The sequence below is a fragment of the Flavobacterium sp. W20_MBD1_R3 genome, assembly GCF_052119725.1.
Classification (GTDB): Bacteria; Bacteroidota; Bacteroidia; order Flavobacteriales; family Flavobacteriaceae; genus Flavobacterium.
In genome coordinates this window covers 50,154-65,358 of the sequence record NZ_JBGQOR010000008.1, presented here as the reverse complement: position 1 = coordinate 65,358, position 15,205 = coordinate 50,154, and the positions used below count along the sequence as shown (strand labels likewise).

General features: G+C 35.4%; 9 protein-coding genes and 2 tRNA genes. 6 read left to right on the top strand and 5 right to left on the bottom strand.

Annotated features, from left to right (window positions below; translation table 11 throughout):
• The first annotated feature begins 11 nt into the window (after window positions 1–11).
• Window positions 12–2,186, top strand: a complete 2,175-nt coding sequence (locus ACEN2F_RS11355) for a S46 family peptidase (RefSeq protein ID WP_441739153.1) — start codon at window positions 12–14, stop codon at window positions 2,184–2,186.
• 193 nt (window positions 2,187–2,379) lie between these two features.
• Complete coding sequence (locus ACEN2F_RS11350; RefSeq protein WP_441739151.1) at window positions 2,380–2,571, top strand: hypothetical protein; 192 nt, start codon at window positions 2,380–2,382, stop codon at window positions 2,569–2,571.
• Window positions 2,572–2,755: 184 nt separating this feature from the next.
• Here the strand turns inward: ACEN2F_RS11350 and ACEN2F_RS11345 are convergent, their stop codons facing one another.
• The 4 genes from ACEN2F_RS11345 to mutS form a co-directional block, all read right to left on the bottom strand.
• On the bottom strand, window positions 2,756–3,103 hold the full coding sequence (locus tag ACEN2F_RS11345; RefSeq protein WP_441739149.1) for a DUF1508 domain-containing protein: 348 nt from the start codon (window positions 3,101–3,103) through the stop codon (window positions 2,756–2,758).
• 131 nt (window positions 3,104–3,234) lie between these two features.
• A tRNA-Leu gene (locus tag ACEN2F_RS11340) sits at window positions 3,235–3,320 on the bottom strand.
• A 15-nt stretch (window positions 3,321–3,335) separates the two neighbouring features.
• Window positions 3,336–3,408, bottom strand: a tRNA-Gly gene (locus ACEN2F_RS11335).
• Window positions 3,409–3,556: 148 nt separating this feature from the next.
• Window positions 3,557–6,163, bottom strand: coding sequence for a DNA mismatch repair protein MutS (gene mutS / locus ACEN2F_RS11330; RefSeq protein ID WP_441739147.1), 2,607 nt, complete (start codon window positions 6,161–6,163; stop codon window positions 3,557–3,559).
• Window positions 6,164–6,322: 159 nt separating this feature from the next.
• On the opposite strand from mutS, the gene ACEN2F_RS11325 reads away from it, so the two are divergent.
• The 3 genes from ACEN2F_RS11325 (at window position 6,323) to ACEN2F_RS11315 (ending at window position 11,898) form a co-directional block, all read left to right on the top strand.
• Window positions 6,323–6,763: a DUF1573 domain-containing protein gene (locus ACEN2F_RS11325; protein WP_441739146.1), complete on the top strand. Its 441-nt coding sequence runs from the start codon at window positions 6,323–6,325 to the stop codon at window positions 6,761–6,763.
• Window positions 6,764–6,831: 68 nt separating this feature from the next.
• Complete coding sequence (locus ACEN2F_RS11320) at window positions 6,832–7,368, top strand: RNA methyltransferase (RefSeq protein ID WP_441739145.1); 537 nt, start codon at window positions 6,832–6,834, stop codon at window positions 7,366–7,368.
• A 42-nt stretch (window positions 7,369–7,410) separates the two neighbouring features.
• Window positions 7,411–11,898 (top strand): T9SS type B sorting domain-containing protein, encoded by a 4,488-nt coding sequence (locus tag ACEN2F_RS11315; RefSeq protein WP_441739143.1) that lies wholly within the window; start codon window positions 7,411–7,413, stop codon window positions 11,896–11,898.
• Between the two features lie 10 nt (window positions 11,899–11,908).
• On the opposite strand, the gene folK is transcribed toward ACEN2F_RS11315, so the two are convergent.
• Window positions 11,909–13,045 (bottom strand): 2-amino-4-hydroxy-6-hydroxymethyldihydropteridine diphosphokinase, encoded by a 1,137-nt coding sequence (gene folK / locus ACEN2F_RS11310; protein ID WP_441739141.1) that lies wholly within the window; start codon window positions 13,043–13,045, stop codon window positions 11,909–11,911.
• Window positions 13,046–13,185: 140 nt separating this feature from the next.
• Between folK and sppA the strand changes: the two genes are divergently transcribed.
• The gene (gene sppA / locus ACEN2F_RS11305) at window positions 13,186–14,946 is read left to right on the top strand and encodes a signal peptide peptidase SppA (RefSeq protein ID WP_441739140.1); all 1,761 of its coding nucleotides are present in this window, start codon (window positions 13,186–13,188) and stop codon (window positions 14,944–14,946) included.
• Window positions 14,947–15,205: the final 259 nt, after the last annotated feature.

The window sequence follows — 15,205 nt, the reverse complement described above, 5'->3', positions numbered from 1 at the left end:
AATTTAATATCATGAAATTTTTAAAATTATTCTTATTACTATTTTTCATTCAGACGCAAGCCCAGCAAGGCGGCATGTGGATTCCTTCGCTGCTCAAAGGAATGAATGAAACCGAAATGAAAAATCTAGGCATGAAAATGTCTGTCAAGGACATTTATGATGTGAATCAGTCGAGCATGAAAGATGCGGTTCCACATTTTAACGGAGGTTGTACCGCTGAAGTTATCTCTGCAAAAGGATTGATTTTAACCAATCATCATTGTGGATATTCACAAATTCAATCGCATTCAACCGTTGATCATGATTACCTGACCGATGGGTTTTGGGCTTACAAAATGGAAGAAGAACTGCCAAACGATGGCTTGACCGTTACTTTCATGGTGAAAATTGAGGATGTAACAACACAAGTTCTAGAAGGAACCACTTCCCTTAGCAATGAAGCCGAAAAACAGAATAAAATTCAAGAGAATATTACAGCCTTATCAAGTTCATTGCCAAAGGAAAATTGGCAGGAAAATAAAATTCGTACCTTTTACGAAGGAAATCAATATATGCTTTTTGTGACGGAAACCTTTACCGATGTACGTTTAGTAGGAGCTCCACCTACTGCAATTGGAAAATTTGGTTCCGATACTGACAATTGGGTTTGGCCACGTCACACCGGAGATTTTTCATTGTTTAGAATTTATGCCGATAAAAATAATCATCCGGCTGCTTATTCAAAAGACAATGTTCCATACACTCCCAAACATTTCTTGCCGATTTCGCTTGATGGCGTAGCCGAAGATGATTTTACATTGGTTTTTGGATACCCGGGAAAAACAAACGAATATTTACCTGCTGTTGCCATTGAACAAATTGCAAACGAATTGAATCCTGCCAAAATAGAAATCAGAGACAAAGCGCTAAAAGTTGCTGATGGGTTTATGCGAAAAGACAATGCAATTAAAATTCAATATGCTTCAAAATATGCGAGTATCGCCAATTATTGGAAAAAATGGATTGGAGAAACACAAGGATTAAAAAAATCAAATGCTGTTGCGGTAAAAAGAGAATCTGAAAAATTATTTCAACAAAAAATAATAAAAGCGGGCAAAGAAAAAGAGTATGGTACGCTTCTATCTGAATTTGACAAAAATTACGTAGAAATCGCGCCTTACGCAGTAGCTAGAGACTATTTTACGGAAGTGGTACAGCGCAATACCGAATTGCTGAGTGTAGGCTACCGATTGTACCAATTAGAACAAGTTTTCAAAAGCAAAGGAGAACAGTCGTTTACAGACCGCAAAAACAACTTAATAAGCGGAATGGCTAGTTTTTACAAAAATTTTAATGCGACGGTTGATGAAAAAGTTTTTGAGCAATTGATCGAATTATATGCAGAAAAATCTCCAAAACAATTTTTACCAGAAAAATTAGTGAATTTGAATTCGAAAAATTTAACGACAGAAATTTATACCAAATCTAAACTTCAGAGTTATGCGGGCTTAAAAGAACTGCTTGCCGGTGACGCACGAACTGTTTTAGCAAATTTAAATAATGATCCTGGATTCCTTCTAGTAAAAGAATTAGCCGATAAATATGCGACAGAAGTTGCACCAAAATACGATGAAATTAACTTAAGGATTACTGCTTTACAACGCACATACATGAAAGCCCAATTAGAATTGAATACAGAAAACCGCATATTTCCTGATGCCAACAGCACATTACGAGTAACCTACGGAAAAGTAAAAGGATATGAGCCTAAAGATGCAACTGTTTATACCCCAATTACCTATTTAGACGGCGTAATGGAAAAATACATCCCCGGAGATTATGAATTTGATGTTCCTAAAAAATTAGTGGACTTATACAACACCAAAGATTATGGACAATATGGCGAAAACGGCAAAATGCCAGTTTGCTTTATTGGTACTAATCATACTACAGGAGGCAATTCAGGAAGTCCTGCAGTTGACGCAAATGGAAACCTAATTGGACTCAATTTTGACAGAGCTTGGGAGGGAACTATGAGTGATATTTATTACGACCCTAGTATTTGCAGAAACATCATGGTAGATATCCGTTACGTATTGTTTATTATGGACAAATATGCAGGTGCAAAAAACCTAATCAGTGAATTAAAATTAGTGCACCCAAAAAAAATTAAACCCTTGACAAAGAAAAACATAAAGAAAAAATAGGCTATAAACAGACGTTAAATGCTGTTATTAAACATTCCTTAATTGTTTGCTTAAACTGGCATACTCTTTGTAATTTAAACCTGGGTTGTCAAAAAATAATATTTTTTAAAAAAAAAATAAAAAAATATTTTACATATTAAAAAATTTATATCTTTGCCCCGAATTAATAATTAACCTTTTATATTAAATTAAGATGAAAAAAGTATTTTTAAGTTTAGCTGCTGTTGCTGTATTGACTGTTGTATCATGTAAAAAAGCTGACGCTGCTGCTGAAGAAACTGTAGCTGTAGACACTACTGCTGTAGTTCTTGACACTGTTGCTGTAGTTACAGACTCTACAACTATTGTTACTGACACAACTGCAGTTACTCCAGAAGTTCAGTAATTTTTAAATTACAGAAAAAAAATAAGCTACGCATTGCGTAGCTTTTTTTTTGTTTTTATTTGAAAAGGTTTCGGAATATTAAAGGTATTTAGTTCTAAAGTAAGATTCGCTATTGTTTAAAAATAAAAAAGAGAGTCGTAAGCTAGGTGCTGCGACTCTCTTTTTATTTACTATCAAAAAAAAATTAATCAAAAAATATAAAATCGTTTGCTGAGAAATCTAATATTTCTGATATTGATCCAAAGCGAACAATTTCATCGATTCCTTTTTGCAAACGCAATGAAGTGGTATACTTTCTGCTCGTTGCAAAGTGATTATCTCCTACTATTAATTTAAAATAATATTTCCCACCAGAGGATTTAAACTTTAAAAAACTTGCCGACTCAATATCTGTTTTAAATCTTTCAATAGCTTCTTCACACTCAAATTTAAGTTCATAACTCAAACTTGTAAAAACAACCTTGCCCTTTCTGGATGTAAAAACAAACTTATATTGGTCATTATATCTTTTACTAATTACAAAAGCACCCATAGTCTATTAAATTAACAAACAATTCAAATTACAAATCATAAAAAAGGAGTAAATACTAGTTTCAACAGATTTAGTCATTTCTTGAAAACTATTAAAACAAAAAAAAGCCTCTTCAATTGAAGAGGCTTTAGTACTCAGAGCGGGACTTGAACCCGCACGAACATTGCTGTTCACTGGATTTTAAGTCCAGCGTGTCTACCAATTTCACCATCCGAGCATTATGTGGTGTCAGAGCGAAAAACGGGGCTCGAACCCGCGACCTCGACCTTGGCAAGGTCGCGCTCTACCAACTGAGCTATTTTCGCATTTTCAATTCTTAGAAAGAACCGCGATACTTGTTCTGTATTGCGGATGCAAATTTAGGACATTTATTGAATTACACAAGCCTTTTTTATAAAAAAATTACAGATTAAAGTTAATGTTCTGATAACCCAAACTTTAAAACAAAATAAATTATTTTCTAGTCAACATTCTTTTAATTTCATTCAATTTCATCAATGCTTCCATTGGCGTGATGGTATTTATATCCAGATTTAAGATCTCTTCCTTGATTTCCTCCAATAATGGATCGTCCAAATTAAAGAAACTCATTTGCATCTCATCCTTCGCAGCTTTGATGCCATTCAGCGCATCGCTGGAATGATTCTTTTCTAATTTCTTTAAAAGCTTTTGCGCTTTCAAAATTACAATTTGAGGCATTCCGGCCATCTTCGCCACATGTATTCCAAAACTATGCGCACTTCCGCCTTTTACCAATTTCCGAATAAAAAGTACGGTATCTTTCAATTCTTTGACAGCCACATTGTAATTCTGAATTCTGGGTAGAGACTCACTCATTTCATTCAACTCGTGGTAATGCGTTGCAAACAAGGTCTTAGGTTTTGAAGGATGTTCGTGCAAAAACTCGGCAATAGCCCATGCGATGGAAATCCCATCATAGGTGCTTGTTCCTCTTCCAATTTCGTCTAAAAGCACTAAACTCCTATCGGAAATATTGTTTAAGATAGAAGCCGTCTCGTTCATTTCAACCATGAAAGTAGATTCTCCCATCGAAATATTATCACTCGCTCCTACTCTAGTAAATATTTTATCCACAATTCCCATTCTAACACTTTCTGCCGGAACAAAACTTCCCATTTGACACAAGAGTACAATCAAAGCTGTTTGTCGCAAAATAGCCGACTTTCCAGACATATTTGGACCCGTAATCATAATTAGTTGCTGTGTTTCTCTATCCAAGAAAATATCATTGGCAATATAAGGCATCCCAACCGCTAACTGTTTTTCGATAACAGGATGTCTTCCGTTTTTAATTTCCAGTTCAAATGTTTCATCAAGCTCAGGACAAACATATTTATTTTCGATAGCTAACTGCGTGAAAGAACACAAACAATCCAGTTGCGCCACCAAATTAGCATTCATTTGAACTGGCTTGATATACGTAGCAATCCAACTGACTAATTGCTCGAATAATTCTACTTCTATTTTGTGGATTTTCTCTTCAGCACCTAGAATTTTAGTTTCGTATTCTTTTAATTCTTCGGTAATATAACGTTCCGCGTTGACTAAAGTCTGCTTTCGAATCCATTCTGTTGGAACTTTATCCTTATGCATGTTTCTGACTTCGATATAATACCCAAAAACGTTATTAAAGGAAATTTTCAACGAAGAAATTCCCGTCAGTTGTGATTCTCGTTTTTCGATTCCTTCTAGAAATTCTTTCCCAGAAGTTGATATTGCCCGTAAATCATCTAATTCGGCATTGATTCCCTTGGCAATCGCATTTCCTTTGGCAATAGCCACAGGCGCATCTTGATTTAAAACAGTTTTGATTTTCTCCCGCAGCAATTCGCAACTGTGCAAACTATCACCGATTACTTTTACGGCTTCTTGCGGACTTTCTAATGCCAAAGTTTTTATTGGAATAATAGCCTCTAATGATTCTTTTAGATAGACTACTTCGCGAGGCGACACTTTTCCGGCTGCAATTTTCGAAATCAGTCGTTCCAAATCAGAAATTTGCTTGATTTGATTTTGGATATTTTTCAAAACGCCTTGGTTCTCTTTTAAATAAGAAACCACTTGGTGTCGACTTTGAATCTTGTGACTGTCTTTTAGTGGTAACGCCAACCAACGTTTCAGCAAACGACCGCCCATTGGCGAAAGCGTTTTATCAATCACATCCAGCAGCGTCACTGCATTTGGATTATAACTGTGATATAGTTCTAGATTGCGAATGGTGAATCGATCCATCCAAACATAAGCATCTTCGGCAATGCGCTGAATTGCTGTAATGTGTTGTACTTTATTATGCTGTGTTTCGGATAAATAATATAAAATGGCTCCAGAAGCAATAATTCCTTCTTTCAATTCTTCGATTCCAAAACCTTTCAAAGAAACCGTCTGAAAATGCTTAGTTAGGGTTTCAAATGCGTAATCTTCCTTATAAACCCAGTCCTCCAAATAAAAACTGTGATAATCGTCCCCGAAAATTTCCCTAAAATCATTCTTACTGTTTTTAGGAATCAAAACTTCACTTGGATTAAAATTTTGCAACAGTTTATCAATATATTCAGCATTCCCCTGAGCTGTCAAAAATTCTCCAGTAGAAACATCTAGAAAGGAAATTCCTATAGATTTATTAGCAAAGAAAACAGATGCTAAAAAATTATTAGTTTTTGATTGCAAAACCTCATCATTCATAGAAACTCCGGGAGTTACAAGCTCTGTAACACCGCGCTTTACGATGCTTTTAGTCATTTTAGGATCTTCAAGTTGGTCACAAATTGCTACACGAAGTCCCGCTTTGACTAATTTAGGCAAATACGTATTCAAGGAATGATGCGGAAAACCGGCGAGGGCAGTTTCTGTCTCCGAACCGGCTCCACGCTTGGTCAACACGATTCCTAATATTTTAGAGGCACGAACAGCATCTTCTCCAAATGTTTCATAAAAATCGCCTACACGAAATAGCAAACAAGCATCAGGATACTTCCTTTTGATCTCATTGTACTGTTTCATTAATGGTGTTTCCCTAACTACTTTATCTTTAGATGCCAATGGTTTTATGTTTAAAAAATGAAAAATATATTAGCGAATTTATAGATTTTAAAACAAATAAATAACCTCCTCAAAAAATTAACCTTTTTTTTAAGAAATATTTAGAGTGTATTTTCTAATTTTTTTTTAGTTTTGTAACTCTATTAAATTGAAATACACATGAAAAAGATAATTACCTTAGCTTTACTAGTTGTTTTAGGAATAACCACTTCTAACGCACAAGAAACATCAAAAAAAACAAAAGCGACCAGCACACTTGCAAAAGTAAATGGCGCAGGAATGGTTTTCGTTACTGAGACTATTGATTACGGCACCGTTGCGTACAATTCTGATGGTCGTCGTGAATTTGTTTTCACGAATAATGGAAACAAACCATTGATCATTACTAATGCCCAAGGTTCTTGTGGCTGCACTGTACCAACGTATCCAAAAGCACCAATTGCTCCAGGTGCACAAGGTGTTATTGGAGTTAAATATGATACTTCAAGAGCAGGCCAAGCTTTTACAAAAACCGTTACTTTGACAACTAATGCAGTTGTACCAAGTAAAACACTTACGATAAAAGGAAATGTTTTAGCAGTTGGTTCATCAAAAAGCTAAATTTATAATTAAATACACAAAAAGCTTCCATTCATTTCGGAAGCTTTTTTTTTGAATAATTCACAAATATGAGAAAGCTTGAAAACAGCGAACTAGATCGGAAATCTATTGAGGCTTTTAGACAATCTGAAAAAACACCCCTTATTTTAGTACTGGATGATATTCGCAGCTTGCATAATATTGGTTCTGTTTTTAGAACTGCCGATGCATTTCTAATTGAAAAAATATACTTGTGTGGTATTACTGCTACACCTCCAAACAAGGAAATCCATAAAACTGCTCTTGGCGCCACAAAAACTGTGGCTTGGGAACATAATAAAAATGTACTCGAAGTCATTGAAAATTTGAAAAAAGAAAACGTAACCGTGCTTGCCATAGAACAGGTTCAAAGCGCTGTTTTTCTTCAAGATTTCATTGTTGAAAAAGACAAAAAATATGCTCTGGTTTTTGGTAACGAAGTATTTGGCGTAGCACAAGAAGCTGTTGCTTTATGCGATGGCTGTATCGAAATTCCACAATTAGGAACCAAACATTCCTTGAATATTTCCGTAAGTGCTGGAATTGTGGTTTGGGATTTGTTTAAAAAGATGAATTGGAATCTGTAAGTTTATTTTAAATTGATTTTTTCAATTTTTTTCTATCATTTTATGAAAAAGCTATACCCTCTTATTACACTATTCTCTGTTTTTTTTTGCTGTGCCCAAAATACTTTGATTCCAGATGTGAATTTTGAAAGTGCACTGATTAATAAAGGCATTGATAGCGGTGTTATTGATGGGAAAGTACTTACTGCTAATATAAGCGGAATTACGAGCTTGGACATTTCGGCTAACGATATCACTAATCTAACCGGAATACAAGATTTTGTAAGTTTGACTTCTTTAGAGTGTTCCCGCAATAGATTATCGAGTTTAGATGTAACTAACAACATCTCATTAACTCAATTAAATTGTTGGGGTAACAACTTAACCAATTTAGATCTTACAAGAAATACCAAACTGACCTACTTGTCTTGTTTTCAAAATCAATTAACAAGTTTAGATATCAGCAAAAACTCCCTTATGAGTTACCTAATTTGTAGTTGGAATGAACTTACTAGCCTAAATTTAAAGAACGGCAACAATAGCGATTTATTTGCTTTAAATGCATTTAATAATCCAAATCTAAGTTGTATTCAAGTAGATAATGAAGCAGTCTCAAATTCTTGGGATCCTTCTAAAAAAGATGCCGCCGCCCGTTATTCTGAAGATTGCAGCAAAACCTTAGCTACAATTACCCCACCCGTAATTACCGCAACAGGAAATCAAACCTACTGTGCGGGAACATCCTTAAAAATTGTAAAAACTATTTCCATAACAAGCGACCCTGCTGAACCCGATACCGATGCTATTTACATTCAAATAGCTGCGGGATATGTTTCTAATCAAGATAATTTAACACTTTCTAATTCAGCGGCACATCCAAAAATAATTACTGCTTGGGATTCAGTTGCAGGTAAACTCATGCTATACAGTCCGACAGGCGTAAAAATTCCCTACACAGATTTTGAAGCAGCCATAAAAGATATTGTATACAGCAATTCATCTTCGAATCCTTCGGGAACTAGAAACTTTGCTATTACAATTGGCCAGGCCAATTATCTTCCATCTACAGGTCACTATTACCAATTTGTTCCTGAAATAGGGATTAGTTGGACTGCGGCAAGATCAGCGGCAAAAGCACTTAATTATTATGGTTTAAAAGGATATCTCGCCACAATTTCTTCGTTAGAAGAAGTACAAATTTCTGGAGAGCAAGCTAAAGGAGCGGGATGGATTGGGGGTAGTGACTTTCAGAATGAAGGGGTTTGGAAATGGGTTACAGGTCCTGAAGGTTTGGCAAATGCTGGAAACGGAGTTGTTTTTTGGAATGGCGGAGTTAATGGAACAACACCAAATTTTGCCTATTGGAATAAGAACGAACCCAACCAGTCTGGAAATGAAAACTATGCTCACATTACTGCTTCCGGTGTAGGAATACTTGGCTCTTGGAATGACTTAAAATTAAACGGTGATGAAAGTGGAGATTACCAACCTAAAGGATATATTGTAGAATATGGCGGAATGCCTGGAGATCCAACTCTTCAAATATCGGCAAGTACGACAATTACAATTCCTCAAATAACCAACAAAACTTCCAGTTCTATTTGTGGATCGGGAGTTGTTACCCTGCAAGCAACTGCAACTAATGGTGCCGTGAATTGGTATGCCACTCCAACTGGAGGAACAAAACTATTTACAGGAAATTCATTTACAACACCCACTCTTTCCACTACAACTTCTTATTATGTTGATGCCTCAAATGGAAGTTGCCCAAATGGTCCAAGGACTGAAATTGTCGCCACTATAAAAGCTTTGCCTAGTTTACCTCAAATCGCAACATCTTCTATAACCCCCGTTCTATATTGCCTGAGTGCACCAGCTATTCCTTTAGCTGCAACCGCCTCGACAGACTGCTTTTTAAAATGGTACACTTTGCCAAATGGAGGAGTTGCTTCAACTACAAGTCCTACACCCATTACAACAGTTGCAGGCTCCACCACTTATTATGTAAGCCAGACGAACACAGTAAACGGTTGCGAAAGTCCTCGAGCTGCAATTATAGTAACTGTAAATCCATTGCCTACTGCACCAATTGTTAGTAATAAAAACTATTGCAGTGATGAAACTGCTGTACCTTTAGTAGCAACAGCTTCTGCAAATTGTACTTTAAATTGGTACACAACAGCTCTGGGTGGTACATCTAGCCCAACAAGCTCGACCCCTTCTACTACAACTTTAGGGTCAACAAAATACTATGTGAGTCAAACCATAACTTCTACAGGTTGTGAAGGACCAAGAGCTGAAATCATTGTAATTGTAAATCCATTACCGACGGCTCCAATAGTAAGTGACATTGTCTATTGTCATAACGAAACGGCCATTCCTATAACAGCAACTGCTTCGGCTAATTCTTCTCTTAATTGGTACACAATTCCTACAGGCGGAACATCACGCGCAACAAGTCCCACTCCATCGACAGCCACTGTAGGCACAACAAAATATTACGTAAGTCAAACCATCACAGCTACTGGATGTGAAGGACCGAGATCTGAAATATCAGTAATCATCAATCCATTACCGATAGTAAAAGACGTCGAAATCATTCAATGTGACACCGACTTAATTGTTAACGGAAAGACATTTTTTAATTTAACCGTAAATAACACTGAAATTTCAGCAAACTCTACTAATGAAAATTTTACTTATTATACTTCGCTAAACGGAGCAAATAATGCCGTTCCAGCTGATTTGATTTTAAATGAATTGGCTTTTGAAAATACAACTCCAACAGTAATGGATATTTGGTCGAGAGTCAGTAACAAAATAACAGGTTGTTATAGTGTTGCAAAAATCACTTTGAAAGTTCCCGCTACGAACATTAGTCCAAACTACAAAATTACTTTTCCTCCCATTTGTGATGACTTTTTGGATGTCAACGGAAATAATAACGAAAATAACAACAAAAGAGATGGAATCACTACTTTCGATATGACAACGTCTAGAGCCGAACTACAAAATCTTTTGCCTACTTCGGATACTTACACTATCAATTACTACAAAAACGAAGCGGATGCCTTGGCAGAAACTAATGTAATTACAGATATTTCGAATTATAGAAATATTGGTTACCCTAATTCTCAAGATATCTGGATACGGATTGACAGTGACTTAGATAATGCCTGTTATGGTCTAGGCCCGTATCTAACTTTAAATGTTCAAGCTTTACCAGTTGCTAATACAGTTATCATTCCTAGACAATGCGACGACAACAACGATGGAATATTTACATTCAACACTTCTTCATTGGAATCTGATTTATTACAAGGACAAAACAACGTAGCGGTTACTTATTTCGATCAAGCCAATAATCCTTTGAAAGATGCTAATGGAGTTATGATCGCGAGTCCATTTCCGGTAAATTTTCTTTCCACTTCGCAAACTATTACAGCAGTGGTAACTAATAATACGCTGCAACAATGTTTTGACGAAACTATTATAAATTTTGTCGTAGATGCTTCTTCAAAAGCATTTTCTGTTCCTACATCTTTGATAACAGCTTGTGATGACGAAGCGAACCCAATAAATCAAGATGGTAAGTTTGCCTTTGACACCTCATCATTCGAAACCACCATTCTTGGCGGACAAGCAGGAATGATTATCAAATATTATGACCAAAATAATGTCCTTTTACCAAGCCCTTTGCCTAATCCCTTTATAACGAGTACTCAAAACATTACTGCAATTGTTGAAAATCCAATAAATACAACTTGCACTGCATCGACGATATTAAAATTTGTTGTTCATCCTGTTCCAAATATTGACTTAAATCTAGACGGTCTTTCCAATCAATTGGTATGTTTAAATCTTTCAACTTTTTTTGTAACTCTTGATGCTGGGATAACGGACGGTTCGCCAACGATTGATTATGATTATATATGGACAAGAGATGGAATAAATACAGGTACTAATTCACCAACTTTAGCCGTAAATATCATAGGAGTTTACACCGTTGAAGTAATAAACAATTCAGGTTGTAGCAGAATAAGAACCATAACTGTCACCGCATCAAGTAGTGCAACCATTAGCGCTGTCAATATTGAAGATTTAACTGATGCAAATACTGTAACAGTCAACGTAAACGGATCAGGAAGTTATGAATACAGCATTGATGAACCCAATGGATTTTGGCAAGACTCCAACGTCTTTACCAGTGTTCCCGCCGGAATTCATATTGTTTATATAAATGACAAGAATGGATGTGGCCCTGTTTATCAAGAAATTGTAATTGTAGGTGTGCCAAAATTTTTCACGCCAAACGGCGATGGCCAAAATGATTATTGGAGTATAAAAGGGGTGAATGAAACTTTTAATTCAAAATCCATCATCTATATTTATGACAGATACGGAAAACTAATAAAACAGTGGATTCCCGCTGCAAGTTTGGGTTGGGATGGCACTTTTAACGGAATCCCCTTACCTGCAGATGATTATTGGTTCACTCTAAAACTGGAAGATGGCAGAGAAAAAAAAGGTCACTTTTCATTAAAAAGATAATTTATAAATTTTAAGCCTTAATCTTCTTTTGGATTTCATCTAAAATATATAAATAATCCGCTTGGTTTTTCACGAAATCTCGATCCGAAACGTCAATAATTAAAACATTCAAATCAGTTTGTGATTTAATATAATCCAGATAACCGCTATTGATTTTGTCCAAATATTCGGCTGGAATATTTTGTTCGTAACTTCGACCGCGTTTTTTAATATTTTGTAAAAGCCTTTCTGAATTTTGATATAAATAAACATACAAATCTGGTTTTGGCATTTCTCTATAAATGATATCAAAAAGATTTCGGTACAAACGGTATTCGTCTTCAGCCAAAGTTATTTTGGCAAAAATTAAAGACTTAAAAATATGGTAATCAGCCACCAGGAAGTCTTTAAACAAATCAAATTGCGCTAAATCATCCGACAATTGCTGGTATCTATCCGCAAGAAATGACATTTCAAGCGGAAATGCGTATCGGTTTTGATCTTTGTAAAATTTAGGTAAAAAAGGGTTGTCAGCAAAACGCTCTAATACAGTTTTTGCATTAAAATCCTCGGAAATTTTTGTGGCCAAAGTTGTTTTTCCTGCTCCAATATTTCCTTCGAAAGCAACATAATTAAATTGTTCCAGTGGAATACTCTGTAATGGATTACTTAAATCTTGAATAATTGTACAAACACTTTCATCAGGAGACAAAGCCACTAATTCCGAAATATTTTTTTGAAGAATGGGATGTTGCCAGTCTAACTTCAAATCTTGAATTGGCAACAAAACAAAATTCCTGTTTTGCATCAAAGGATGTGGAATTTGGAGTTTTTCGGTAGCAATAATTTCTGAATCAAAAGCAATCAAATCAATGTCAATTGTACGCGACTGGTATTGATTTGATTTATTACGCAAACGACCTAAGCGTTTTTCGATTTTCAAAACCTGAGCCAAAATTTTGTGCGCAGAGGAAAAAGTATGTAAAACCAGCGCACAATTATAAAAAGCATCACTTGTAAAACCCCAAGCCGGCGACTCATATAATTTAGAAACTTTGATCACTGTTCCAATTTCCTGATGTATCAATTGCAAGCAACGCTCAATATTTTCTAAGCGATTGCCCTGATTGCTCCCTAACGATAAAATAATCTGATGTTGTGATTTCATAATTCCATGCAAATTAACTAAAACAATTTTAAAATTAGCAATATATTTGCACACTGTTTTGACAATAAAACTTAGATATTTCTCAAGCAATTGTTTGTAACATTTTTAATCTTTTTGCGACTTATTAAAAAAATATAATTATGAAATTTTTAGGAAACGTATTAGCAACCATCATAGGTCTTTTTGTTTTTTTTATGCTGTTCTTTTTTGGAATAATTCTCGTTGGAGCTATTTTTGGTGGTGAATCTGAAGGAGTGACGGTAAAAAACAATTCTGTTATTGAATTAAATCTAGAAAGTATTACCTACGATTACGCGGGAAAGTACAAAGATCCGTGGATGTCCATTTTTTCAGAAAACAAGAAAGTAGGTTTAACAGATATTATTAATGCTGTCGAGGAAGCTAAAACAGACAAGGACATCAAAGGGATTTCTATCCTAAACAATGCGTCATCACTAGGCATGGCACAAAGCAAAGCACTGAGAGATGCACTGGAAAGCTTTAAAAAATCAGGAAAATTCGTTATGGCTTATGCCAATGCCTATTCTCAAAAGGAATATTACCTGAATTCTGTTGCTAGTCCTATTTACATCAATCCGGTTGGAGAAATGGATTTCAAGGGATTGTCATCTGAGATTATGTTTTTTAAAGATTTTCAGGAAAAATCAGGATTGAAAATGGAAGTAATTCGTCACGGAAAATACAAAAGCGCTGTTGAGCCATTTTTAGAAAATAAAATGAGCGATGCCAACAGAGAACAAACTACAGCATTATTAAATTCAGTTTGGAGTTCGATCACCGCTGACATTTCTAAAAGCAGAAATATATCAATAACTAAATTGAATGAAATCGCCAACGGTCTTCTTGCTCGAACTCCTGAAATGGCAAAATCCCAAAAATTAGTAGACATCATTGCCTACGAAGATGTGTATCACAACGCGATAAAGAAAGCACTTAAGGTAGATAATGACGAGGCATACAATAAGGTCTCTATTGTAGATTATGCGCAAAAAATAGCAACAACATCCAAAACTTTCGACAGCAAAGACGAAATTGCCATTATTTATGCCCAAGGAGAAATCCTAGGAGGAGAAGGTGACGTAAACGTTATTGGTGAAGGTTCAATGCGCCGCTCTTTGCAAGAAGCCAGAAAAAATAAAAACGTAAAAGCAATTGTACTTCGTATTGACAGTCCCGGCGGAAGCGCATTGACCTCAGACCTGATCTGGAGAGAAGTTGAATTAACTAAAAAAGTAAAACCAGTAGTCGTTTCTATGGGGAATTATGCCGCTTCAGGCGGATACTACATTGCTTGTAACGCCAATACTATTTTTGCAGAAAAGAACACAATTACCGGTTCTATTGGGGTTTTTGGAATATTACCAAATTTTACACCATTAGCTACTAAAATAGGAATATACACAGAACAAGTGATGACACATGACAATTCAGCTAACTACAGCCCGTTTGTACCATTAGATGAAAAATTCAGAGCTGTTACTTTAGAAGGGGTAGAACACATTTACAAAACCTTTGTCACACACGTAGCACAGGGGCGAAAAATGACATTTGCACAGGTAGATGCTATTGCTCAAGGCAGAGTTTGGACTGGTGCTGAAGCACTGAAAATTGGACTTGTAGATAAAATTGGCGGTTTAGATGACGCTATTATTAATGCCGCTGCTTTAGCAAAAACAAAAAGTTACAGCACGCAAAATTATCCGGAATATGAGAAAAATTTTGATGATATTTTAGCTAATCTTCCTTTTGCCCAATCAAAAGCTGATTTCATAAAAGAAGAAATTGGTGAGGAAAATTATCGTATCATGCAAGAAATAAAAAAACTGAAAGCACGAAAAGGCATTCAAGCCATCATGCCGTTTGAAATTAACATGCATTAAGAGCTATATAAAATTCACTGAAAAATCCGTTTAATCAATTATTTAAACGGATTTTTTTTCATCAAAAATTAAATTAAGCAATAAGAATAAAACAATGTTGCATTTTTTTACCATATAAGTCATGTGAGTTTAAGTTTCGATTGTGTTAGCCTGATGTAACTATAACAATTATAAGGTCATTTAAGGTTTAATTCTTATATGACTTATATGTTAAATATTATTTCACTCCTTTTTTAGTATGATATTAAATAGGTCCAAC